The 25575-nt window shown below is 34.8% G+C and carries 22 protein-coding genes; 14 read left to right on the top strand and 8 right to left on the bottom strand.

Going from position 1 to position 25575, the window contains the following annotated elements; translation table 11 throughout:
* Positions 1-93 precede the first annotated feature (93 nt).
* The 3 genes from ACFS3A_RS09840 to ACFS3A_RS09850 all read right to left on the bottom strand — a co-directional run bounded on the left by ACFS3A_RS09840 (position 94) and on the right by ACFS3A_RS09850 (position 3601).
* Entirely contained in the window at positions 94-2301 is a 2208-nt protein-coding gene (locus ACFS3A_RS09840) for an ATP-binding protein (RefSeq protein ID WP_379825228.1), read from the bottom strand.
* 84 nt (positions 2302-2385) lie between these two features.
* A complete protein-coding gene (locus ACFS3A_RS09845) occupies positions 2386-3081 on the bottom strand; it encodes a LytR/AlgR family response regulator transcription factor (RefSeq protein ID WP_379825229.1) in 696 nt (231 codons plus the stop codon).
* A 46-nt stretch (positions 3082-3127) separates the two neighbouring features.
* The gene (locus tag ACFS3A_RS09850) at positions 3128-3601 is read right to left on the bottom strand and encodes a Dps family protein (RefSeq protein ID WP_035644102.1); all 474 of its coding nucleotides are present in this window, start codon (positions 3599-3601) and stop codon (positions 3128-3130) included.
* A gap of 293 nt (positions 3602-3894) precedes the next feature.
* On the opposite strand from ACFS3A_RS09850, the gene rpiA reads away from it, so the two are divergent.
* A complete protein-coding gene (rpiA, locus tag ACFS3A_RS09855; RefSeq protein ID WP_379825231.1) occupies positions 3895-4566 on the top strand; it encodes a ribose-5-phosphate isomerase RpiA in 672 nt (223 codons plus the stop codon).
* Positions 4567-4666: 100 nt separating this feature from the next.
* Here rpiA and ACFS3A_RS09860 read toward each other — a convergent pair whose 3' ends face one another.
* A complete protein-coding gene (locus tag ACFS3A_RS09860) occupies positions 4667-5863 on the bottom strand; it encodes an alginate export family protein (RefSeq protein ID WP_379825233.1) in 1197 nt (398 codons plus the stop codon).
* A 728-nt stretch (positions 5864-6591) separates the two neighbouring features.
* On the opposite strand from ACFS3A_RS09860, the gene ACFS3A_RS09865 reads away from it, so the two are divergent.
* The 3 genes from ACFS3A_RS09865 to ACFS3A_RS09875 all read left to right on the top strand — a co-directional run bounded on the left by ACFS3A_RS09865 (position 6592) and on the right by ACFS3A_RS09875 (position 8867).
* The gene (locus ACFS3A_RS09865) at positions 6592-7356 is read left to right on the top strand and encodes an SDR family NAD(P)-dependent oxidoreductase (protein WP_379825235.1); all 765 of its coding nucleotides are present in this window, start codon (positions 6592-6594) and stop codon (positions 7354-7356) included.
* 67 nt (positions 7357-7423) lie between these two features.
* Entirely contained in the window at positions 7424-7858 is a 435-nt protein-coding gene (locus ACFS3A_RS09870) for an ester cyclase (RefSeq protein WP_379825236.1), read from the top strand.
* A 97-nt stretch (positions 7859-7955) separates the two neighbouring features.
* Positions 7956-8867: a helix-turn-helix domain-containing protein gene (locus tag ACFS3A_RS09875; RefSeq protein WP_289660374.1), complete on the top strand. Its 912-nt coding sequence runs from the start codon at positions 7956-7958 to the stop codon at positions 8865-8867.
* Positions 8868-9444: 577 nt separating this feature from the next.
* On the opposite strand, the gene ACFS3A_RS09880 is transcribed toward ACFS3A_RS09875, so the two are convergent.
* A complete protein-coding gene (locus tag ACFS3A_RS09880; protein ID WP_379825238.1) occupies positions 9445-10011 on the bottom strand; it encodes a TetR/AcrR family transcriptional regulator in 567 nt (188 codons plus the stop codon).
* Between the two features lie 108 nt (positions 10012-10119).
* Between ACFS3A_RS09880 and ACFS3A_RS09885 the strand changes: the two genes are divergently transcribed.
* Positions 10120-11124, top strand: a complete 1005-nt coding sequence (locus ACFS3A_RS09885) for a hypothetical protein (RefSeq protein ID WP_379825239.1) — start codon at positions 10120-10122, stop codon at positions 11122-11124.
* A gap of 29 nt (positions 11125-11153) precedes the next feature.
* Positions 11154-11594, top strand: coding sequence for a nuclear transport factor 2 family protein (locus ACFS3A_RS09890; protein WP_289660368.1), 441 nt, complete (start codon positions 11154-11156; stop codon positions 11592-11594).
* Positions 11595-11913: 319 nt separating this feature from the next.
* On the opposite strand, the gene ACFS3A_RS09895 is transcribed toward ACFS3A_RS09890, so the two are convergent.
* Together ACFS3A_RS09895 and ACFS3A_RS09900 are read right to left on the bottom strand one after the other, a co-directional pair.
* A complete protein-coding gene (locus ACFS3A_RS09895) occupies positions 11914-12735 on the bottom strand; it encodes a helix-turn-helix domain-containing protein (protein WP_289660365.1) in 822 nt (273 codons plus the stop codon).
* 30 nt (positions 12736-12765) lie between these two features.
* On the bottom strand, positions 12766-13761 hold the full coding sequence (locus tag ACFS3A_RS09900; RefSeq protein ID WP_281233750.1) for an SDR family NAD(P)-dependent oxidoreductase: 996 nt from the start codon (positions 13759-13761) through the stop codon (positions 12766-12768).
* A gap of 865 nt (positions 13762-14626) precedes the next feature.
* Between ACFS3A_RS09900 and ACFS3A_RS09905 the strand changes: the two genes are divergently transcribed.
* The 3 genes from ACFS3A_RS09905 to ACFS3A_RS09915 all read left to right on the top strand — a co-directional run bounded on the left by ACFS3A_RS09905 (position 14627) and on the right by ACFS3A_RS09915 (position 17397).
* Positions 14627-15130 (top strand): response regulator, encoded by a 504-nt coding sequence (locus ACFS3A_RS09905; RefSeq protein ID WP_281233749.1) that lies wholly within the window; start codon positions 14627-14629, stop codon positions 15128-15130.
* A gap of 592 nt (positions 15131-15722) precedes the next feature.
* The gene (locus ACFS3A_RS09910; RefSeq protein ID WP_281233748.1) at positions 15723-16175 is read left to right on the top strand and encodes an Hsp20/alpha crystallin family protein; all 453 of its coding nucleotides are present in this window, start codon (positions 15723-15725) and stop codon (positions 16173-16175) included.
* Positions 16176-16242: 67 nt separating this feature from the next.
* The gene (locus ACFS3A_RS09915) at positions 16243-17397 is read left to right on the top strand and encodes a cation:proton antiporter (RefSeq protein WP_289660360.1); all 1155 of its coding nucleotides are present in this window, start codon (positions 16243-16245) and stop codon (positions 17395-17397) included.
* 609 nt (positions 17398-18006) lie between these two features.
* Here the strand turns inward: ACFS3A_RS09915 and ACFS3A_RS09920 are convergent.
* Entirely contained in the window at positions 18007-18420 is a 414-nt protein-coding gene (locus ACFS3A_RS09920) for a winged helix-turn-helix transcriptional regulator (RefSeq protein ID WP_281233746.1), read from the bottom strand.
* Positions 18421-18522: 102 nt separating this feature from the next.
* Here ACFS3A_RS09920 and ACFS3A_RS09925 point away from each other — a divergent pair, with 102 nt between their 5' ends.
* From ACFS3A_RS09925 to ACFS3A_RS09945, 5 genes are all read left to right on the top strand, one after another.
* On the top strand, positions 18523-19290 hold the full coding sequence (locus ACFS3A_RS09925) for an SDR family oxidoreductase (protein WP_281233745.1): 768 nt from the start codon (positions 18523-18525) through the stop codon (positions 19288-19290).
* 83 nt (positions 19291-19373) lie between these two features.
* Positions 19374-19991, top strand: a complete 618-nt coding sequence (locus tag ACFS3A_RS09930; protein ID WP_053471272.1) for a TetR/AcrR family transcriptional regulator — start codon at positions 19374-19376, stop codon at positions 19989-19991.
* A 56-nt stretch (positions 19992-20047) separates the two neighbouring features.
* Positions 20048-21379 (top strand): TolC family protein, encoded by a 1332-nt coding sequence (locus ACFS3A_RS09935; protein WP_289660351.1) that lies wholly within the window; start codon positions 20048-20050, stop codon positions 21377-21379.
* 11 nt (positions 21380-21390) lie between these two features.
* Positions 21391-22476, top strand: a complete 1086-nt coding sequence (locus ACFS3A_RS09940; RefSeq protein WP_289660348.1) for an efflux RND transporter periplasmic adaptor subunit — start codon at positions 21391-21393, stop codon at positions 22474-22476.
* Positions 22477-22484: 8 nt separating this feature from the next.
* On the top strand, positions 22485-25535 hold the full coding sequence (locus ACFS3A_RS09945; RefSeq protein ID WP_281233742.1) for an efflux RND transporter permease subunit: 3051 nt from the start codon (positions 22485-22487) through the stop codon (positions 25533-25535).
* Positions 25536-25575 lie beyond the last annotated feature (40 nt).

The following is a 25575-nucleotide window of genomic DNA, read 5'->3' on the forward strand; positions in this document are numbered from 1 at the left end:
AAAAGACCGCCTTTTACAGACAGTCTTTCAATCGAATAATATATAGTAAGATGGTTTTTCTTGAATTTAAAACGAGCTCTTGTCTTATTTATTTCACAGTGATTCTAAAAAAACTTTAGCTTCTAAGAGAGACGAGTTCAAAATCTTTTCGACATCATTTAAAATTTGCTGTAAAGTTGCATTTTGTTCTGTAGCCAATTCAAGAATATCAAGTTTTTCTTCTAAAAGAGGCAATAGTCCCATTATAGCAGCACTTGATTGCAAGTCATGTGCTCTAAGTTTCACCATTTTAAAATCTTGATTTTGATAAGCCGTCATAAGCTGTTCCAAATGTAGTGGCACATTGTCAATAAACTGTTTGGTGACAGTTTGTTCAAACGCTTTATTGCCAGCGCTTACAGATTGCATATACGAAAGATCAATATGTTGAAAAACAGGATCAGATTGTATAATGTTTGTTTCTTCCGAATTTGATTCTTTCAGTCCAAAAGCAGCAATCAGTTTAAAAAGTTCTTCCTCTTTTATAGGTTTTGAAATGTATTCGTTCATTCCTCGGCTCAAACATCTTTCTCTTTCGCCAGGCAGGGCATGTGCCGTCATGGCAATTATGGGAATATCTAGTTTTAAGATTTCTCTAATTTGCTGAACAGCCGTATATCCATCCATTTGAGGCATCTGTAAATCCATTAATACAAGATCACAATCTTTTTTCCTTAGATATTCGACTGCTTCCAAACCGTTAGAAGCCATTTCAAAATCAACATTCCATTGTGAAAGCAAATGTTTCATTAAACTTTGATTGATCGCGTTGTCATCTACAACTAAAACTCTCAAAGCGGTATTTGATATATCTTTAAAGTGGTTAATATTGGCAATAGGTTTAGAATTGAGCTGTTCTTTAGCAATATCATACGGAATATAAAAGCTAAAGGCTGTTCCTTTTCCTTGTTCACTTTTTACTTCAATATCACCGTTTTGCAATAAAATCAGCTTTTTTACTATTGATAATCCGAGGCCAGTCCCACCGTAATTTCGAGTGGTAGAGTCTTCACCTTGATTGAATCTTTCAAAGACTTCATTTAGTTTTTCTTTATCAATTCCAATTCCCGTGTCCGTAATTTTAAAGCCTACAATGACCTTGTCTTCATGTTGTAGTTTGTTATAGACCTCAATGCTTACAGATCCCTGATGGGTAAATTTTATGGCATTTCCAATGAGGTTTACCAATATTTGAGTTAATCTCGTGGCATCACCAATTAAAGTATCAGGGATCGAAGTATCGACTTTACTGGAGATGGTTATTTTTTTTTCTTTTACACGTTCTGAAAAAAGGGTTTCAACCGAATCCAATAATCCGTTGATGCTGAATATTCCGGGCGTAATACGCATCATTCCAGCCTCAATTTTAGATAAATCGAGTATGTCATTAATAATGGTCATTAAATTTTCGCCCGAACGCTGAATAGAATTTACAAATTCTGCGGAAGTTTCATCCAAAGGCCTTTTTTGTAATAAATTGGTGAAGCCTAAAATACCACTGAGCGGCGTTCTGATTTCATGACTCATATTAGCCAGAAAATTTTCTTTGGTCTGGGCGGCGATCGATGCTTTTTTTTCCGCAATATCCAATTCTTTAATCAGAAAATGTTGTCTTCTAAATTGGCGCATAATATGATACCCTATAACGGCACCACTCAAAACTAGTAAAACTAATAAGGAGATGTCGTAAAGTTTTGCTCTTTGACCCATTTCCACACTTAGATTTCGCAACTCTACCATGCGCAATTGACGCTTATGGTAAATCTTTGCTGTAATATCGGTAATCTCATTAGAAATTATTCTGGCTCTAGGATTAGCAATTGAGCTATCATCATCCATATTTCCTAAAGAATCAAAACGATGCAGGAGTTTTCCTTTTGTGACCATTTTATCCTGAGCCAAAACTCCGAGTCTTTGTATTAACTTTTCCTCTTCAGGATCGGCATTATCCACAGAAAGGGAATCGAGAAAATTTCTAATCTGCCTGATCTTTTGATCGATTCCTTCTAAATGTGTAGTGTCATTAGTAGCGATCGAAGCTCGAATTCTGCTTTCGACACCCAAAATATCGCGGTCAATTTCTCTTAAATGATTGCTGGAACGCAATTCGTTTAAAAGGGTATTATTATTTCGTATGAGTTCTTTAGTATTTTGAGCCGAATTAATTTGTACAGCAATCAATAATATACTGCATAAAATAAAACTGCTAATTATAAAATAACTAAAGCGTTTGTTACCCATTACGGTAGACGTATTTATCATATAAATAAGTGTAAATGAAATTGTATGATCTTAATTCAATAAGATAGCATTCTAGTTTACGCAGCAGAAAAAATAAAATGACATTTAGAAAACATTCATCCTAGTGTTAAGTGCTTTTCTGTAAGCATCTGCAACAGGAATAAATTTTTTGTTAATCATAATACCTCCGTCTTGTAAAGTGTCAATTTTACCAATAGAAACAATATAAGAACGATGTACTCTAATGAAATCATCTTTTGGCAGACGTTCTTCGGCAGTTTTCATTTTGCCGTGAATGGCAAACATTTTTTCTTTGGTGTAAAACTTTACATAATCTCCCATTGCTTCAGCATAAAAAATATCATCTAGTTTTAGTCGTCTGGTAATATTAGAATCTCTAACGAATAAAAATTCTTCTTTACCAAATTGTATATTCTCTTTTCTGCTCTCAATGATAGACTGTGCTTTACTCACTGCCTGTAAAAATCGGGCAGGAGTAACTGGTTTTAGAATATAATCTGCGATATTCAATTCAAATGCCTCCAGCGCATATTCTTTTTTAGAAGAGGTAAAAATGATGATGATATCTTTCCCTGCGATATTTTTTGTCAGCTCAATTCCTGTCATCTCAGGCATTTCAATATCCAAAAAAATTAAATCTACCTGATTTTCCTGTAAATGATGATACGCTTCAATGGCGTTAGAATATTCATTTACAACAGTAAGATTCGGAATTTGTTTTGCCAAATGAGATAAAGTAGTTCTTGCAATATCATTGTCATCAACAATTAACGCTTTCATGGTATTTGGTTTTTGGTTTAGACAAATATACTTATTCCTTGTTATTTTATCTAAAGTAAGAGCGTATCATCCATGCCATTTCTTCATGAATTTCTATTAAGCCGGTAATAAAATCGCTTGATCCGTAATCTTTGTAATCATCAGCAAAAGGAGTGATGTTGCCACGGATAAATTCAATAATACTTTCATGGTCTTTTAATAGATCTTTCATAAAACCTAAACCATCGTTTGTTCTTTCGCTATATTCTGTAAGATGCGTAAGTTCAAGATATGATTTTAAGGTTGCAGGTGCATAGTGGCCAATTTTACGCATACGTTCTGCAACGCTGTCAATGATTTCATCCAACTGTTTGTATTGATTTTCGAAGAAAATGTGATTGGCATGAAAATTATCGCCTGTAACATTCCAGTGTGCATTTCTGGTTTTAGTATAAAGTACAAATTCGTCTGCGAGCAGTTTTGCTAATTCATTAGAAACAGCATCAGTATTTTTTTCTGTAAGGCCAATGGTTGCTTTCATAATTTCAAGTTTTTAAGTTATAAGCAGTAATGCTTTGTTTTCTTATGTAAAGGTCTTTAGAAAACTTCTTTAAAAGGTATGATTTTAGGTAAACAGGCAAAATGAATCGTTGAAATGGAGAAGGTGTCCTTTTAAGTAGTTTTTAGCTTAAAAAACTACAGTGTTTTTTAATGACAAATAAAAAGCATAAATTAATATTAGTGTATTGGATAAGAACAGCATTTATTAAAAAAATAAATTTGTAATAGAATTTACTACTACTTTTAATTGAAGATTAACAAATTTAATAAACCATGAATTTAGAACAAGAAAAAGAGCTAGCGGCAAAAGAAGCGGTTAAATTACTAAGAGATAATATGATTGTGGGATTAGGTACAGGTTCAAGCTCTGTTTATGCAATAAGAGAAATTGCAAAACTTGTCAGCAATGGCCTAAAAATAAAAGCGGTACCAACTTCTAATAAAACTAAAGAACTTGCTGAGGCTTTAAATATTCCTTTGATTGATATTAATTTGATAAATTCAATAGATATCACAATTGATGGAGCAGATGAATTTACCTCTGACTTAATTTTAATCAAAGGCGGTGGGGGTGCATTGCTTAGAGAAAAAATTGTAGCCTCATTAACAAAACAAGAAATTATAATTGCGGATTCATCAAAAGAAGTCAAACAAATAGGGAAATTCAAAGTCCCAATTGAAGTAATTCCATTTGCTTCAAATTATATTTTAAGTCAAATTAAAATATTAAATGGTATTGGAAAAATTAGAATGACAGGAGATAAATCATTTAAAACAGATCAAGACAACCATATTATAGATGCTGATTTTGGCCTCATTTCCAATCCTGTTTCTTTATCTAAAAAGTTAAATGATATTAATGGAATTGTTGGACATGGAATATTTATCGGTCTGACAAGTAAAGTTATAATGGGAAAAGGAGATTCAACCGTAATTTTTGATTAAAGCAGAATTATTCAATTTAATAGTTTTTTTTGTGTGAGCTTCTTTTTTACAAAACTGCCTTAGATTTCTGTAGCACTTTTGGAGGGAACTCCAGTTCTATTTAATTTTTATAATGCTTTAAATTGACAGCGTTAAAAGAATATGAAATCATCAAGTAACTCCAAAAAGCAAGTTTATTTTCATCTTGAATTTTTGGCAGATATTCCATGGCGTCTGTTGATTTATAAAAAGAAAAGGCATAATTAATTTCCAATTCTTTGACTGGCAAGTATTTCAAAGAAAGATCAGTTTCATATCCAAGAAATTTTGTCGTTTTCTGGCCAAAATTATTTAGAACAGGATATTGAGTATAAAAAAGGTGAAAATCAGAACGAAGTGATATTTTATTATTTAAGGGAATTACGGTGAATAGATAAGGATTTATTAAACCTTTTCCGTCAACATCAGTTGGAAAACGGGTAAAGACATTCATATTTCCATTGAACTTCCATGTTACACCGTATAAAACATCAAAATCGCCGGAACTGCCATCTGATATATTAGGTCTGCTGCCACTTATTATTTCAGCGCCTAATCGCCAAGTAGATTTTAATAAGGACAATTTAACTTCAGGTTGAAAATAGTAAGCAAATAATTTTTGACCTTTTGAATTACGTCCAAACTGCAAATATGAATTTAAAGTATAATACCATTCTTTCGTTTTAAATTCTATTCTTCCGCCTGCTGTTGCACGAGTGTACAATTTCCCTGAATTTGTAGTTTCTAAAAAATCAATAGCATTCAATGAATTAAATAAAAATCCATTATTGTTATTGAAGCTGAGATTATTTACCAACAGATATTTATATTTATTCGATGCAACGGGCGAGTAGGTCGGCTCAAATTCAGAATTGTAATTTCTGGTAAATAGAAAGAAAAAATCATTAGAGAAATATTTTGAAGATTTCATTAGCCTTATTCCTTCATGAGCTCTTCCTTGTTGTGCCCAGGGAGCATCAGAGAATAATCTGCCATTATCTAATAAAACACTTTGTCTTCCCAAACGTATATTTATTGATTTAAACTTAGTCTCAAAATACAATTGATAAAAATTAATGCTTCCAACTTTAGAAGCTTTGTTGTTTTTATCCCAAAGATGAATTTCCTGTAAATCGGATTTCATAAGCCATTTTTCTCTAGCATACTTCATAGAAATTCTGTTTCTCTGGGTGATATAAAAGTAAGGATCTATTGAATCGTTAGGAGGAAGGATATAATTTGAAGTAAATTCCCCTCTAGGTCTTATTTCAATATTCATTAGGAACTGCTTGGATAAACTATCTTTTTGCTGTGCACATAATTGAAATACAGATAAAATAATAAAAAGTAATAAGATTTTTTTATTTGCAAGTGTTTTAATTATCATACTTCTTATATCCTATAGAATTAGTATGTAAAAGTAACAATTGTATACATATTTACAATAGTGTAATTAAGTTTGATAAAACTCGTTTACAATCCGTTTTGTTAAATAAATAATAAAAAAAATACAACTTTTTGAGTTGTCTTTTAAGTAAATAGCTATTGTGTATCTGGCATCCTTTAGGTAATCGGTATCATTTGTAAACCATTTACATCGTAATTTCACAAAAAATTAAATTATACAATTATGAGCGATAAATCTTTAATAGTGGTAGCTGGTGCAGGAGGTATCTAGCCTCTGCCTTTCATTGGCTATGAAAATATGGTTTAGATGTCCTGTTGGGGATTGCTTTAAAAATCTATTTTGATTTAAAACTAGTTTAAGCAGCAATCACCTTAGCTTTTTGTGTCACTTTTGAAGACAACTCCATTTGCTAAGGTATTTTTTTAGCAGCATTATGAAAGGGATAAGCTCAACATTATTATTTTGAATGTCGTTTTTAATCACTAAAGCTGCTGACCATTCCATTTTACCACTTTTGGCTACTTAAATTATGGTTTTGGCTAAATTATCTTTCCTGTATCTGGTGAAATTTGCAGCATAATAACACTAAAATAATCATTATGTCATCGCAAAGTAAAATTGCAGTAGTAACAGGAGGGAGCCGCGGTCTTGGAAAAGATATGGCTATAAATCTTGCTAAATACGGATTGGATATAGTTTTAACCTATAACAGTCAAAAAGAAGCAGCAGAAAATGTTGTAAAACAGATTCATGATATCGGACAAAAGGCTGTCGCTATAAAATTAGACGTCTCAGATTTTTCCAGTTTTAATTTGTTTGAAAAAAATCTTAAAGACCAATTAACTAATTATTTCAACTCAGATGGTATTGATTATCTGATCAATAATGCAGGTTTTATTCACTATGCAAATTTTGATGCTATCACTGAAACTCAATTTACAGAAATGGAAAATGTACATCTTAAAGGTCCATTTTTCCTTACTCAAAAATTATTGCCATTATTAAGATCTTACGGAGGAATTGTAAATGTTTCTTCAGGATTAACTCGTTTTGTCACGCCGGGATTTGCAGCTTATGCAGCACTAAAAGGAGCAATGGAGACATTGACAAAATATCAGGCAAAAGAACTTGGTGCAAGAAATATAAGAGTAAATGTTATTGCTCCAGGTGCTGTCGAAACAGATATTATGGGCGGTGCGGTACGTGACAATGCAGAAATGAACCAATACCTGGCTTCGCAGACTGCTCTTGGAAGAGTTGGACTGCCCGAGGATATTGGGGGAGTGGTGGCATTTTTATGCAGTGATGCCGGCGGCTGGATTAATGCGCAGCGAATAGAAATTTCAGGAGGTTCAAATCTATAATTAGACTTAAAAATAGTTAGATCATAGTTGATAAGCTGAATGTTATATACAATTAGAAGAATATAAAATGGAAAAAGAAGATAAAGGAGTAGTCAAAGCTCTTTCGAAACAGGAAATAGATACTATTGAAAGGTTTTATGCAGCATGGAAACTTAAAAAACCAGAAGTATTAGACGAAATCTGCATGCCCGACTGGAAAGATATTCCGCTGGCACCGCAGCAGGAAGATAATCCTAAAGGACTGCAGGCAATTATGAAATTTTTGTTTGAATTGTTTCCTGATATAGAAATTGTAATTCATGAGATATTTGGCAGCCATGAGCGTGCAGCTGTAAGAGCTTCAATGCAATTTACGCATATAAATGAAATTATGGGAATTGCTCCAACCAATAAGAAAGTAACAATAGCGCTGCATGAATTTCATCATTTGAAAAATGGCAAACTTACCCATACCTGGCATTTAGAAGACTGGTTTGGTCTTTTAATGCAGAGCAAACAATAAAAAATCGAATAGCATATTTGTACAATAATTTTTTAAATATACTTTTAAAAGAAATTCATGAGAATTGAGAGTGTCAAAAAACTGTAAATTTGTATCTATGGAAGTAATTAGAATAAAAAGCATCACAGAGTATCATCGCTTTAGAGGGCTTCCTAAGCCGGAACATCCTTTAATAAGTCTGGTCGATTATGCACAGGTAAAATTCCCTAGTGATGAAAAAACGACAAAAATTGTGATGGATTTTTATTCTATTGCTTTAAAACGTGATATTGGAGCCAAACTCTATTATGGCCAGCAGGTTTACGATTTTGACGAAGGTATAATGTCATTTATAGCACCGGGGCAGGTTTTGCGACTCGAGCAAGATCCTGATTCATTACATAAAGGCACGGGCTATTTATTGCAAATTCACCCAGACTTTTTATGGAATTCACCATTAGCAAAAAATGTTAAGAGCTACACGTTTTTTGATTATTCAATTAATGAAGCACTATTTCTTTCTGAAAAAGAGGAAAATATCATTGTAAATATTTTTGAAAATATAAGAGAAGAATACCACATCAACATTGATAGATTTACGCAGGATTTAATAATTGCGCAGATAGAATTATTGCTCAAATATTGCGACAGATATTACAATCGTCAATTTCTTACAAGAAAAATCAGCAGTCATCAAATACTATCAAAAGTTGAAGAATTTTTGAATAATTATTTTGATGATAAAAACCGTGACGAAAGAAGTCTTCTTTCTGTCCAGACCGTTGCTGATAATATGAATGTTTCTTCAGACTATTTAAGCAATTTACTGAAGCTTCATACTGGTCAGAATACACAGCAGCATATTCACAATAAACTCATAGAAAAAGCGAAAGAAAAACTTTCTACTACCAGTTTGTCAATTAGTGAAATTGCGTATGAGCTGGGATTCGAACACCTTCAGAGCTTTAGTAAATTGTTCAAAAACAAAACAAATGAAACACCTTTAAAGTTCAGAACTAAGTTTAATTAATCCTTTTATTTTTAAGTGTTTTTAAAATTCTTTATTTAAATTGAAAAAAAACAAAGCAGTCTTGAAGAATCGGAAAATAAAAAACAAAATAAAAGAAAAAATGATTCAAAATTACCTTGTTAATAGGTCTAAATAAAAAATGGCGCCAATTGTCTTCAATTGGCGCCATTTGGCTTTTGTGACCCAAGCGGGAACGTTGAATGAGAAAGCTTATTAGCGCAACTAGCAAAAACTTTGATAGCCATCCAATAAACTAGAAACGATTTATTTTAAAGTCTTCTAAAATTCTTTTACGATGTAGAAGTCCCTAATCGGCAATGTTATCTGTCAAAGTTTTAGCGATGTGCCATATTCGGACTTCCTGCTCAGGGATATGGTAAGATTTATCAATCACCAAATCAAATAATGCTTTCACGTCTTCGATAAGCAAAGTAATTCATTGATAGACCAAAGTGTAAAGGAGGCAGTTTATTAAATTTCGTGTAAAAAAAATAATAGGAACCGAAATAAAAAGCAATGTCTATTAAAAAATTCTCTATAATTAATTGATAATAGAATTATAAATAATCTTTACAATTTACTTTTCCAAAATTGTGATCAGTTTTACCATCATCTCGATTACTTTTTCCTTAGTCAGAGGAATGACATTATTAACAATGGTGTATCCTTCTACAAAAGGAATAAGAAAACTTACTATTTCTTCAGGCTTACTGCAAAATGCAGAGACCAAATCGATCATCCATAAGCAATAGGTTTTATAGTAGGTTTCCACAGCGTTTTGTAATTCCTTGTTCCTTGATGCTAAAGTCCATATTTCCTGAAACATTAAGGTTTGATGACTGGATATTCCATCAATTAATAACATACTCAAAACCTTTTCTAGAAAAACCTTTTTATCAGGTGTGCTGTCAGCTGCCAAAAGTTTGATAGCCTGAGTCAGTTCTTTCTTGCAGCTTTCAAAGTAAAAGTCCACTGTGGCAATCAAGAGAAGATCTTTATCTTTATAATAGTATTGCAGATTACTTAAAGACAAATTCGCATTTTTCGCTATTTTTCTCATAGAGAGATTTTCTGCACCTTCCTTTATTAGCAGCTCTATTGTTGTCGATAAGATCTGATTTAATCGCTCTTCTTTTTTGTCCATGCTGTAAAATTAAATAAAAAATATTAAAAACATTTTTTTACATAGGTCACTTGACCTATATTTGCATTAGGTCAATCGACCTAAATTTAATTTATAAAATGTTATGATATGGAATTACAAGAAAAAAGAATTCTGATTGTTGGCGGTTACGGGCAGGTAGGAACCAACATCGCACGTTTGATAAGAGACGCTGACGAGACTGTCAAACTTATTCTTGCAGGGAGAAATCCCCAAAAAGGAGAACTACTAGCTAAAGAATTAACCCACGCTGAAACAGCCTATATCGATTTGGAAGAAGGTTTCAATTTAGCTAAATTTCGAGAAATTGACCTTATAATATCAGCTTTGGATGACCATAGCAATATTTTAAGAGAAACGGCTATTTTAAATGGTATTGCCTGTATTACGGTAAGCGAATTGGCTGATCAGATTTCTACTACAGTATTTCTCAGCCTTCATAAAACAATTTCTGCTCCTATAGTTTTCGCAGGGCATTGGCAGGCCGGACTCTTGACATTAGTTGTAAAGCAGTTGGCTTCTGGGTTCAGCAGTATCTCGCATATCACAACTGCCGGACTATACGATGAAAAAGATCCGGTAGGACCATTGGTTGCAGAAGAAGTTAGTGGTTTTGTAGGTAAGGCACTGATCCGTCAGGATGGAAATTGGCAGTATGTGGATTCAAAAAATAATGCAAGACCGATTAACCTGTATGGTGGATCATCGGCTATTGGCCATCCAATGAGTACCCTTGACGTTCCGAGTATCGCAGCTTTTACGAGTGCCCGCAATATTCGGTTTGATTTCATTATTGGGGAATCAATAGGCAGCAGTAATGGTTTGACAGCATCACACGATTTGTATATTGAGATAGAAGGGATCTCATCATCCGGAGAACCGAAGAAAATCAGAACCATTGTTTCCGGTCCTAAAGGGAATTCTCATCTAACTGCGGTAGGCGTCTATATGATCGCAGAGAGGGTTCTTGGCCTGAATGGACAGACTGCGCATAAAACAGGAGGTCTATACCTTCCTGAAACCATAGTTTCATCGGATAATATTATAAGACGTCTGGCAGAATTTGGAATTCAAACTATTGAAGAGAATATCTAATGTTCCTTAACGTTTTACTACAATTTAAAATGAAAAAATCATTAATCATTATCACACTATTTATTGTCAAATCCAATGTTAGTGCCCAAACAAAAAATAATCATTTAAAAAAACAGACAAAAATGACAAATACAACAATCTTACACAAAGCCAATGAATTTGTGAAAAATGGCGATTACGAAAGTTTTTTAGCTTACTGTACCGCAAATACCAAATGGGTTTTCATTGGTGAGCGTATTCTTAATGGAAAAGAAGAAGTGCGTGCTTATATGAAAGAATTCTACTTGGAGCCACCGGTGTTCAGTGTGGAAAAGGCAATCGAAGAAGACAATTTTGTTATGGTGACGGGGGAAATCCGATTAAAAAATAAGGCCGGAAAATATGAACATTTTGATTATTGTGATATCTGGCGGTTCGAATATGGGAAGATAGCAGAGCTCAAAGCATTTGTCATCGAAAAAAAGCCTTAATTAGAAGATACTTTGAGTAAAAAACCTTATCAGTTGTAAAACAAAAATGGCACCATTTGAAGACAATTGGTGCCATTCGGCTTTTATGACCTCGAATGGACAAATTTCAACATTGTTTTTGGATGATTTGAAGAAAATGGCTTATTAATATGTAATTATCTGTATTTCATTGGATTTATGAATTTGATTTGGATGACCCGGTGGGGATTGATGAATTACGTAATAATTTATTTAAAGTAGATAAACTTGCATAGCTTATTACAGCAAATTTGAAAGAAACAGCACTCGTTTTTAGAGAGGCCATTAACCAAACAATCCTTTAAAAATTTTTATTCATTCTTTGCAATTCAGTTGGCGAATAACCAAACTGTTTTTTGAATGCAAATGAAAAATGCGATAAATTTTCAAAACCTGTTTCATAATAAATGTCAACAGGTTTTTTGTTTTTTTCACTAAGCTGATAATGGGCTAGTTCTAATCTTTTTTTGGTTAGCCAGCGTTGCGGTGTAATGTTGAAAGCCTTATGAAAATCACGCTTAAAAGTGGTCAGACTCCGGCCTGTTAAATAGCCAAACTTTTCCAATGGCATATTAAACATAAAGTTCTTCTCCATAAAAGCAATTAAATCAATCTTGTAAGGTTCATCAAAGTTTGCCAGTACAGCATCTATATGCGGGTCAATAGTTCTAAGTATCGAAATTGCCTCAGTAATTTTTAAGGAAGCGATATTTTCGGGAAAATTTTCCTGCATTTCAAAATAAGGAATCAGCGAAGCCAAGCAGCTTTCCAATAAAGGATGTTTATGGAAACTGAAAATTTTTGGTGTCGCCGTTTTTTTTAGCTTTGCATTTTCGTGATCATAAAATTCCCGAAGTCTTTTTGCCGATAAATGCATGGCAACTGCTTTGTGCGGCAAACCATCTTTTGGAATATTAATGATGGCAGCCAATTGATTTCGGGGAATTAAAAAAGTATTTCCAGCACCAAATACAAAAGTTTCATCTGCCTGAATAATTTTCGTTTCCCCCGAAATTAACCACACAAGCAAATGATCATTAAACGCGGCTTCCGTTTTAAACAGCTTGCCGGTATAACTAGAAAGTTTAATCTCTGGGTTTATGTAATTTACCTGATAATCCATAATTGCTTGTGTGGTATAAAGATACAAATATTAATGAAGATCGAATTTTATTCCAGTCATCTCCTCGCTTAATTTCCACAAACGTTTTGCATTTTTTTGATCTAATGAATACGATTTAATACCGCCAATAATTGCATCATTTGAACTCAATGCTGCTATATCTGTATTTTCACAATAAACCCCGCCAATATCATTCAGCAATTTGCTCGTGGCTGCCCAAAGGGTTGTAGATGCACCTTGCGGAATTGTTTTTAATGACGCTGCAACTTCCGGCAGTATATTTCCTTCAGCATCACTGTAACCCAGTTTTTGAAACAAATCAACTGGTGCTTCCCTTGCTAATTCTGTTTCTCCAACAGCGCCCGGACATAAAGAATAACTGCGCACATTATAGGCTTTTGCAAGTGTATCTAATTCAACCGAAAAAAGATTAACTGCTGTTTTTGACTGTCCATATCCCTGTAAAGTTTCATACTCCCGATTTAGAAAATTAGGATCTTCAAAATCAAAATCTGAAAATTGGTGTCCTCCTGAAGAAACATTAACCACCCTTGCGCCATCTGCTTTTTTTAATGCAGGCCATAATCTTGCTGTGATCTGAAACAGCGCCAGATAATTGGTTGCCAGCTGCGATTCATATCCTCGCTTATCCCTGCGGAGCGGCACCCACATAATTCCTGCATTGTTAATGAGCAGATGAAGCGGTTGTCCTGAAAGCAAAAACTTTTCAGCAAAAGCATCTATAGAATCGGGATTCATTAAATCCATTTTTTCTATTTGCACATTTGCAATTCCTTCCAGATTTCTTTTGGCTTTTTCGACATCTCTGGCAGGTACGATCACTGTTGCGCCGGCTCTGGCAAGTGTTTTCACCGTTTCCAGACCAATACCTGTATTTCCGCCCGTAACAATGGCAATTTTTCCCTTAAGATCAATTCCTTTTATAACCTTGTTTGAGGTGGATTTGGCATCAAATCCGGAACCTGTAGCTTTCTGCAATTTTCCCTGATAATTATTCTGTTCCATTTTTTTAATTTAAGTTATTTAACAGGACAAAATTAGAGGATACACGAACACATGACTTTGTTTAAACGTCTCAATATACATTGTTTAAACGTCCGAATTAAAAATCGGCGAGTCATATTAAACTTAAAATAATAATTCTAAAGCCAATCAAACCAGGGGTTTATTTCCAGTAATGTTTTTAATAGTACTACATTTATAGCATTACTATTCAAGCTGATGCTATATCAGTTTAATGATGTTTACAGACAATGAGAAAAGCAAAATCAACCCAATATACAAGTGCTGGAGGAACCAACCATATTTTGCCTCAGTCGAGCAACAACTAGTAATCAAGTTATAAGAGATGAAAATTCAAGAGATGATGATATAGTAAACCATTTTTAAAGGAGGTTTCACTATTTGTCTTTAGTATTTAACACTACCTATAATTATTGGTACGATTTGAACCAATGATATGGATTTATTCTTAACTGCCCGGAATTTGGTATAATCCTTTGTTCCTTAAACGTAATTCAGTGATTAACTAGGGCGCTAAAAAACGGTTAAATGCTAATTCAGTTAATTGCAAAAGAACTTTATTCTGTAATTTAATAAGGCCCTTTTTTATAGTAATGTAACTTCTGTCAGTAATGAGTAATGAGTTTAAAAAATATATTCCTTATCATCCAAATATATTAACGTATCTAGTATTTTTTGCCTGCCTGTCATTTTCAGTTTCAATATCAGTAGTAAAAACTGCCAGCATCTATAGATGACCAAAGATCATTTCAGACAGAATCCCTTAAACTCGATGTTTTAAATTTTGCAGGTTATCATTTCATTTATGTATTTTCCGTACTTTTGAGAATTGTAAAACTGCCTAAAGATGACAAGCTCTGAAACCCCCTCTGGTGAAAACTTAAATGAAAAGGAGCCGGTAAAAATTATACTGGCCGAGGATGATAAGGACGATCAGGAATTATTCATTGATGCCCTTGATGAAGCTGATATTCCCTCTGAGGTAACTGCGGTTGAAAACGGGCAGCAGCTCGTGAATACACTCAGGGATAAATCCCAGCCCGATCCCGATATTATTTTTATAGATGTCAATATGCCTGTTAAAGGGGGCAAACAGGCGCTGAAAGAAATAAAGGGCGATAAAGAGCTTCGCGACATTCCTGCGGTCATGCTCTCCACCTGGAACCATCCTTCGGATATTGAAGATACCTTTGAAAAGGGGGCGGACCTTTATGTCCAGAAGCCAAATTCTTTTGCCGGCTTTGTGCTGCTGCTAAAGAAAGTCTTTCTTCTGCACTGGGCCAAAGCTTTATTGAGACCCGTTATAAGTTTATTTTTTGTTTCTGAAAAGAATATATCGCAGCGGGACTAATAAGGAATTCATACCCGAAGTTGGCTTTTTTTCTACAATTATGCCCTTTATTCTATTTAATTGTCTTTTTAGGAGCTTTTCCGCGCTATACGTTCCACCCGAGCGCAAGCGAACTGTCGAAGCAATCTTTGCGTCAAGTTCCGCCGCAAAGGATTTCACTTTTATCGGGGCTAAGGAAAGCTGCGTATTAGAACCTCTTTATTGAATTAGAAACCACGAGTAGATTTGAAGAGATTGTTAAGCGTACCGTTTCATCGATAATGCAGCGCAGTCCGATATTGAAAGAAATGATTGAAAATGGAGAAATTGGAATTGTTGGAGGATCACACGACATTTCTACAGGTGAAGTGACATTTTTTCCTGAAACTTCTAAATTTGGATCGTAAAAAGTAAGGACGGCAGATTCTCTCAATACTGAAAATAAGCAGTGCGAAAAAAGGTCTTCATCGTAGATTAAAATGACATTTTTTCATTTTTCTACTATGAAAAAATGTCAGAATTAATCCCTGGCATATTTTTTGTTTTTTTTCCTTGTGCACACCTTTGTGCAAGTTCAAAAATTTATTGTATAACAATTTTAAAAATTACTGTTATGAATCTTATTAAAAGAAACGGAAGCCATGTGCCGGCTTTCCAACGCTTGTTTTTTGATGATGTTTTTGGCCGCGATCTTTTCAATTGGGAAAACAACAATTTTTCAACCACAAGCACCACACTGCCATCAGTGAATATTAAGGAAACTGACGAGAATTATGAAGTAGAGGTTGCAGCTCCCGGCATGAGCAGGGATGACTTTAAGGTTACCCTTGATAATGGACAGCTGCTTATTTCTTCCTTTAAGCAGGAACACGTTAATAAAGAGCAAGAAAATTACACCCGCAGAGAGTTCAGCTACCAATCTTTCCAGAGAAGTTTTGTGCTTCCCAAAAATGTAGTGGACGAAGATAGAATTCGTGCCCGATACGAAAATGGAATTTTACTGCTGTCTATTCCAAAACTGGAACAGGCCAGACAAAAGTCTCCAAGGATGATAGAGATTTCTTAAAAACTTTTATGAATTTTTTATTGAAAGCTGCCCCATAAAGGCAGCTTTCTTGATAATAATTTAAAATATGCTCTCACAATTATTCTCGGGGATTGCTGTGCTTTCCCTTATTGTTTTATTGTTGATTTTATTGCTTCGGCGGTTAAAGCAGCCTTATTTTATCGCCTACATAGCGGCCGGTGTGCTTTTAGGTCCTCAGGTATTTAATATTATCCACAAACCTGATGTGATATCAGAGCTTGGTGAGATAGGGATCATTATTATGATGTTTTCCATAGGAAGCGAGATTGACCTTCAATATCTCACGCGTAATTTTTACAAGCCGCTGTTGATTTCAGTTGTTCAGATTGTGCTTAGTTTTATCTGCATGTATTTTGTTGGATCATATGCAGGATGGGAAATGACAATAATTGTACTGACTGCCTTTACAATCAGCATCAGCAGTTCGGCCATTGTATTTCAGTATCTGGCCAGAACAGGCCAAATTAAAAGTCAGCTCGGCATGATTACCTGCGGTGTATTATTAATGCAGGATATATTGGTTATACCTATGATGCTGGCTTTGAATTTTATGTCAGGTACCGCTGTATCAGCAGTTCAATTGATAAAAGTATGCGCAGGAGGCGTATTGATGATTCTTTTTTTGAAAGGGGCTCTGACTAAAAAACTTTTTAAAATTCCGATGCGCAAAGAGATTACTGTTGACCATGAACTGCAGGTTTTTATCGGCTTTAGTATCTGTTTCACAATGGCTTGGATCAGCGGATGGTTTGGCTTGTCTACTGCCTTTGGTGCTTTTGCTTCAGGAATATTAATCGGGCATGATAAGGCAACCCGCTGGCTGGGTAGTTCCCTTATTCCTTTTAGGGTATTTTTTATGGCTTTCTTTTTCTTAGCTGTAGGACTGCAGTTAGATATTAATTTTTTTATTCAAAATACAGGTACAATTATATTGATTTCATTTTCAGTACTCTTTATAAACAGCCTGATTAATACCATTCTTTTTAAACTGACTAAGAACTCCTGGCGAGACAGTTTATATGCAGGGGCACTCTTATCGCAGATAGGGGAATTCAGTTTTATTTTAATGACCATGGCAGCTTCTTTAAAATTAGTAGAAAATTATACGTATCAAATAACATTGGCTGTAATTACTTCAACGATGATGCTGACTGCAATCTGGCTTATGATTATTCAGCGGCTGATTTTCAGGCTGAAATAGAAGCGAAAGATTATTTTTTCTTTTGACCTGCAGGTCCGTAATTTTTTTTTCTTAGAATAGGTTTTTTAAAACATCCTAAGAAAAAATATGCCAGTGATGAATTGATTGCAAGCGGCCTGTCTAAGATAATATGAATTGCTATTAGCATGATAAAATATACTGTGATTGACAGTGTTTTTTTAGGAGCTCTTCTCGCTATCCGTTCCAATCTTTTACGCCGAACCCCGGCGCAAAAGGATTTTAACTGCTATCGGGGCTAGGGCTGCTGAGGAGCCCGGCACTTTTGACTAATAAAAATAAGTAAGGTTATAAAAAAATGGCACCAATTGTCTTCAATTGGTGACATTTGGCTTGTTTGTGACCCCGACGGGACAAATTTCAACATTTTTTTTGGATGATTTGAAGAAATTGGCTTATTATATGTAGTTGTTTGTCTTCCAGTGGCTTTGGTAATTTGGTTTGAACAAATCGCTAACCTCTTTTATTAAAACCGCCTTAGCTTGTGTGACAAAATTGGAGGCAGTTCTGCACCTGCGGGGGCGTGTTTTGTCATGCACATTCCAGTCCAAATTTATCGTGGCAAAAAAAGTAGTAGCTATGTAATCTATACTATAGATTTAATTCAAGTTCTTTTAAAGCATTTTTAATAAATCCTTCCTTATCAGCATTCATTTGTGCCAGCAATTCCTTTCTTTCTTCAGGAATGTTGGTATACTTTTCTGCCCAAAGATTAATTTCAACAATTATTGGAATTAAATCCATTCCTTTCTGTGTCAATTGATACAATACTTTGGCTTTACTGTCGGGATGCTCCATTTTCTGAATAATTCCGTTTTCTTCTAACGAGAGCAGTCGAGCGGCTAAAATGTTAGTTGCGATCTTCTCATCGGATTTTGCCAATTCGCCATAGGTACATTTTTTTTTAAGCATTAAATCTCTAACAATCAACAGCGACCACTTGTCACCAAAGGCTTCAAGTGAAAAACTTACCGGGCAGTCTGATCTCTTTTTTTGAGTTTTCATAAAATAAAATTAAAATCACTTGCTTTTTGCAAGTAAATGTATTTATATTTGCACTTGCATTTCGCAAGCAAATATAGAAATAATAAACTAAATAGAAAAATTATGGAATTAAAAGGTAAGATAATTTTGATTACAGGTGGATCTGCCGGAATCGGATTAGAGGCTGCAAAACAGTTCATTACAGAAGGTGCTAAAGTAATTATTACAGGAAGAGATCAGAAAAAATTGGATCTTGCCAAAAAAATGTATCCATCCATTACGACCATTAAAAGTGATGCGTCCAGCCAGGAAGCCGCGGTTGCTTTGTACAACCAAATTAATGAAATGGGTGGTATCGATATACTTTATAACAATGCCGGAATTATGAATGGTCAGGATAATTTAGGTTTCAGTAATTCAAAACATTTTGAAAAAGCTGCCATGGAAATTAATACTAACTACTTAGGAGTTATTCTCTTAAATGATCTTTTTCTGGATATGCTTAAAAGCAGAAAAGAAGCAGCTATTATCAATACATCATCGATATTGAGTTACACGCCGTCTAATCTTGTACCAACTTATTCAGCATCAAAAGCTGCGGTACGTTTTTATACAGAAGCATTACGAGATCATTTACAGATAATTGGAAGCAGAATAAAAATATTTGAATTATTGCCGCCGTTGGTAAAAACAAATATGTCTGAGGGAATGGAAGGTAAATCGATAACACCAGATGTGCTAATTGATGCTTTGATAAAAGGATTAAAAAACAATACGTACACTATTCGTGTTGGCGATACAAAAGCGATTTATCTGTTAAATAGATTTTTACCAAAGTTAGCTTACAAGTTATTGAATCATAAAGGTATTACAGCCAGATTGCAATCTTAATTTGTATAAAAATATTTAACTGAATAAAAAATGAACAGCGTTCATTTTATTTTATATCTTTGTCTGCAGTAATAAAAATAAGTATGAGTACAATTGATAGAAAAGCAAAAGAAAAAGAAGCTTTAAAAGCCCTGATATTAAAAGGTGCTAAAAAGCTTTTTGTTGAAAAAGGAATTGAACATACCACCATAAGAAACATTGCTGAAGAAATTAACTACAGTGTAGGCACTGTTTATGTTTATTTTAAAGATAAAAATGATATTCTCCATGATCTTCATACAATAGGTTTTCAGGAATTAGATAGTTATTTTATGGAGTTATATACTATAGAAGATCCGAAGGAAAGATTAAAGAAAATGGGATTTGCCTATATCAAATTTGCCATCGAAAATTCTGAAATGTACGATTTGATGTTTAATCTAAAAGCTCCAATAGAATTCCTGAAAGACTCCGAGAATGAAGATTGGGATGAAGGATGCACAGCATTTGGATTAGTTAAAAAAACTATTGAAGAATGTATTAACAAAGGTTATTTTAAAGGCCATAGTGTAGAGCCGCTGGCATTTATGGTTTGGAGTTTGGTACATGGTATGTGCTGTCTGGAAATTCACCAGAGAATTAAAAATGTAAATTTTACGAATCCGGATACCATTTTGTATGACGGATACAATGAATATCTAAAAATGATAGAAAAGCTTTAAAAATTTTTTTGCCCAAAAAAATGAACAATGTTCAAATAATAAGCAATGTACAATAAATGAAAATTAAACTAACTTTTGCAATACTCTGTCTAGGATATTTAGGGTATGCACAGAACAAGCTGGAAACTTATATAAAGACCGGCTTAAAAAATAACGAAGTAATCAGGCAGCATAATTTTGATATTAATAAAAGCATGTATGCCTTAAAAGAAGCACGAGCTTTATTTTATCCAACAGTTTCCCTAAATGGAAGTTACACCAAAGCAGAAGGCGGAAGGACAATCGATATTCCAATTGGAGATATGCTGAATCCGGTGTATAATACTTTAAATCAAATTACCAATTCTAACGCTTTTCCGATGTTAGAAAATCAGTCGGTCTTGATAAATCCGGATAATTTTTATGATGCTAAAATTCATACCACTATGCCATTGCTGAATTTTGAAATTATTTATAATAAAAGAATAAAAGCCCAGCAGACGACGCTTCAAAAAATAGAACTCGAAATCTATCAAAGAGAGTTAGTAAAGGAAATTAAAATTGCTTATTACAAATACCTGCAATCGGTTGAAGGTATTAAGATTTATGAAGATGCCCTGGCTTTGGTAAAAGAAAACCAAAGGGTAAATCAGGCTTTATTTAAAAATGAAAAAATAAACCGGACTGCCGTTTTACGAAGCGATAATGAGGTAATCCGCATTCAGGCCAATTTAGAAACCGCCCGACAAACCAGTAATAATGCCAGATCCTATTTTAATTTTTTATTGAATCAAAAACTTGATGCCGCAATAGAAACTGATCAGAGTGAAGCACTGCCAATAGAAGTACTTTCAGAAAATACCCAAAATAGAGAAGAGCTGCAAAAGCTCACTCAGGCAAAAGAAATAAACGAAAATGTAAGCAGACTGACCAAATCGTACTGGCTGCCAAAAGTAAACGGCTTTGCCGATTTCGGAATTCAGGATTTTGATTTTCAGGCGGATAAAAACTCACGCTACTATTTTGCCGGAGTGGGGCTGGAGTGGAATATCTTTTCGGGAAACAAAAACAAATGGAAGCTGAAGCAAGTTGAAGAAGACAGTAAAAAAATCATCTCGCAAACTGATAATGTAAAACAGCAGCTGCTGCTTCAGCTTCAGGTTTCACAGAACAATCTAAAATCGGCCTTAGAGCAGTTCAATGCTGATAAAAATCAAAAGCAGTCGGCCAAAAAGTACAATGATGACATTACCAAATTGTACAAGGAAGGCCAGGCAATATATATAGAACTGCTTGATGCACAGAACCAATGGGTGAATGCGCAGCTTAACACTAATATTTCGCTTTATAACTCCTGGATTGCTTTTGCAGAATTAGAAAGAGCCAACGCCACTTTTACTTTTAACTAAAAATAAAAAACATGAAATTAACGATTCACAATTATCTAAAAAAACATATCGCAGCCTCCAAAAAAGGGTTGATTATATTGCTTGCTTTAACGCTTTTTTACGCCTGTAAAGAAGAAAAAAAGGAAAATTCGCCCTTTGAAAGCGCGGATGTCATCCCGATTAAAACAGCTCCGGTCGAATCTTTTGCTCTTAACAATACCATAAGCGCATCAGGTTTAGTAACAACAGAAAATCAGGCCAATTATGGATTTAAAATAGGAGGGGTCATCAGTCGTATTTATGTTGAAGAAGGCCAGTTTTTTAAGAAAGGCCAGCTTCTGGCATCATTAGACGAAACAGAGATTAATGCAGGATTGAACCAAACCGATTTGAATCTCAAAAAGTACGAGCGTGATTATAAACGAGCAAGCAATTTGTACAAAGACAGTGTTTATACATTAGAACAGCTTCAGAATACCAAAACGGGCCTTGACATTGCTAAAAAACAGAAAGATGCGGTTGCTTTTAATGCGCGTTATTCTAAAATTTATGCTGCTGCGAATGGTTTTGTTTCGAAAAAAATAGCCAGCGAAGGAGAAGTAGTTGGCGCAGGATCGCCAATTCTGGCTATAAATGAAACCACCCAAAACAATAATTATCTGCTAAAAGTAGGATTGACAGACAAAGAATGGGCCGCGGTAAAAGTAGGGCAGAAAGCCACTGTGACGCTTGACGGTTATCCTGATGAAAAATTCGATGCCTTTATTTTTAGAAAATCGCAGGCGGCAGATGCAGCACTAGGTTCTTTTCAGGTCGAATTAAAACTGAGCCTTAAAAAAAGCAAACCAGCGGTGGGGATGTTTGGAAAAGCCGAAATAAAGGCAGAGCACTCAGAAGATTTCATCATCATTCCGTACAATTCGCTTATTGAAGCTGACGGAAACAAAGCGTTTGTTTTTATTGTGGAAAACAACAAAGTAAAACGACAGCCGGTGACCATTAATAAATTTGAGAACAATAAAGTATTCATAAAAGAAGGTCTTCAGAAAACAGATCAGATTGTGATCTCAAACAGTGCTTATCTCAACGAACAATCAACTATCAAGATCATTAAATAATCAGTATTATGAAAATAACAAACTTTGCTGTTAAAAATTATCAGTTTACACTGATTATATTTCTGCTGGTTGCTGTGGTAGGGTATCTTACGTTGTTTACCATGCCCAGGGCGGAAGATCCTTCAACACATCCGCCGCAATATTTAATTACGGTAATCTATCCCGGGACAAGTCCAAAGGATATGGAGGAGCAGGTTGTAAAACCAATCGAGAATAAAATTTACGGACTCGAAAACATCGAAAAAATATTAACCACAGTAGAAGACGGTGTTGCAGCTTTTCAGGTAAAATTTAAATACGGAGTAGATGTTGATAATAAATATCAGGAGATTTCTACGGAAATGAATGCTCTTAAAAACAGCGAACTTCCAAAAGATATTTATCAGATAAAAACCGAAAAAATTGCTTCTTCTGATGTGAAAATCCTTCAGATAGCGTTGGTTTCAGAAAATGCATCAGACAAAAAACTTCGCGATGAAGCGGATAAACTTAAATCTAAAATTGAGAAAATTACCAATCTGAAAGATGTAAAATATGCTGGATTTCCCGAGCAGGAAATTCGTATTGATTTACAGCTTGAAAAGTTGGCCCAATTAAAAATTCCGTTAAATGTAGTCATGGCAAGCCTGCAGAGCGAAGCGGCCGATATTCCAGGAGGAAGCATTGATTTAGGCAGTAAAGTATTTAATGTAAAAACCAGCGGTAAATTTAAAAATGCGGACGATGTATCCAATACAGTAATTTACAATGCTAACGGTAAAATAATCTATATGAAAGATGTAGCCGAAGTAGGCTACAAGTCACAGGTCGTCGATCATATTACCCGCATCAACGGACACCGTTGTGTGCTAGTGACAGCCGGAATGAAAGACAATGTAAACATTACAGATGTGCAGAAAGAATTCCTGCCAATTGTAGATGAATTTTCTAAAGAATTACCCTCAAACATCAAATTAGTAAAAAACTTCGATCAGGCGAATATGGTATCGCAGCGTTTGGGACATTTAGGTTTTGATTTTACGCTGGCAATTGTTTTGGTAATTGTGACATTACTTCCATTAGGTTTAAGAGCTTCGGGAATTGTGATGATTTCCATTCCGTTATCCCTCGCATTGGGATTAATTGCAATGAATGCTTTTGGCTTTTCTTTAAATCAGTTAAGTATTGTTGGTCTTGTGGTAGCTTTAGGATTGTTGGTGGATGACAGTATTGTGGTAGTAGAAAACATAGAGCGATGGCTGCGGGAAGGACATTCTAAAATGGATGCAGTCCTTAAAGGTACCAAACAAATCGGAATTGCCGTTGTAGGCTGTACTGCAACACTTATAATTGCATTTTTACCGCTGGCTTTCCTGCCGGATGTTTCGGGAGAATTTATCAGAAGTCTTCCAATGGCAGTTATTACCAGTGTACTGGCATCGATGATTGTAGCTTTAACATTGGTGCCGTTTTTAGGAAGCCGATTTTTAAAAACGCACGATCATGCGGGAGGAAATATTTTTCTTCAGTATCTGCAAAAATTCCTGACCAGAGCGTATCGTGATATTATGCCCAAAGCATTAAAATATCCTAGAACAACTATTGCTATTTCTATAGTTTTAAGCATCACTGCTTTTGGATTGTTTAAAGTAACGGGTTTTAAATTATTTCCAACTTCAGAAAAACCGATGTTTCTTATCAATATAAAAATGCCCCTTCAGGCCAATATTTCAGAAAGTGACCGTGTGACCAAAATTGTAGAAGCAGAGCTTAAAAATCATAAGGAAATTGTGTATTACACTTCGAACGTTGGTAAAGGAAATCCGCAGATTTATTACAATGTGCATCCCCAGGACAGAAAACCCGATTTTGCGCAGATTTTTGTCCAGCTCGAAGATGAAGCTAAACCATCAGAGAAAACAGCTTTGATTGAAGAACTTCGAAATAAATTTAAAACGATGCCTTACGCAAAAGTGGAGGTAAAAGATTTTGAACAGGGAACACCATTAGAAGCTAATATTGTCGTAAGATTATTTGGTGAAGATCAGGAAGTGTTACGCAAGCTTTCTTCACAGGTAGAGACTATTCTTAGAAATCAGGAAGGAACCGTGTATATCAACAATGAACTGAATACGTATAAAACTGATGTTAAAGTTAAAATCAATAAAGAAAAAGCCAGAACATTGGGCGTATTGACCAGCGATGTAGATAAGGTAATCCGTCTTTCGGTAGCAGGATTAACAGTCGGTGATTATATAGATGATAGGGGAGATGCCAGAAATGTTACGCTGACATTGCCCCGAGATAAATTTTCGAACCTTGACGCTTTGAAAAACTTGTACGTAAATAACCTTCAGGGAACTCCGATTGCCCTAAACCAGATTGCTGAAATTTCGTTTGAAACTTCTCCAACGGCGATTAACCATTTTAATAAATCACGCTTTTCAAAAGTAACCGCTTTATCGGCAAAAGGGTATTATGCCAATGATTTATTGACGCACATTGTTCCAAAACTGGATCAATTGAAAATGCCAAAAGGATATTACTATAAATTATCAGGTGAAAAAGAATCCGAAGGCGATGCGCTGGGCGGTAATTTTTTGGCCGTAATTATTTTGAGTACCTTTTTGTTTGTGGCGGTTTTACTGCTGCAGTTTAAAACTTTTAAAGGAATTATTATTGTATTATCTATTATTCCGCTGGGGATTTTAGGTGGCGTGCTATTATTGCTTCTCAATGGAAGTCCGATGTCTTTGGTTGCTATAATCGGTTTTATAGGTCTCTCGGGAATTCAGGTAAAGAACTCTTTGCTGCTGGTAGATTTCACCAATCAGTTAAGGCAGGAAGGACATTCGATCGATGAAGCTATTTCAATTGCAGGAGAAACACGTTTTCTGCCTGTAGTGCTGACTTCAATTACTGCAATTTGCGGTTTGATTCCGATTGCATTAAACTCAAATCCTTTGATCGCACCATTGGCAATTGTGTTAATTGGCGGTTTAATCAGTTCTACAATATTATCACGGATTGTAACGCCCGTGATGTATAAATTGATCCCTCCTAGTATTGAAAAGATGTAAGAAGAGAGAAAAGATTTTTTTGAAATTAAGATAATTTTTA

The organism is Flavobacterium notoginsengisoli, from assembly GCF_042686225.1.
GTDB classification, from domain to species: Bacteria; Bacteroidota; Bacteroidia; order Flavobacteriales; family Flavobacteriaceae; genus Flavobacterium; species Flavobacterium notoginsengisoli.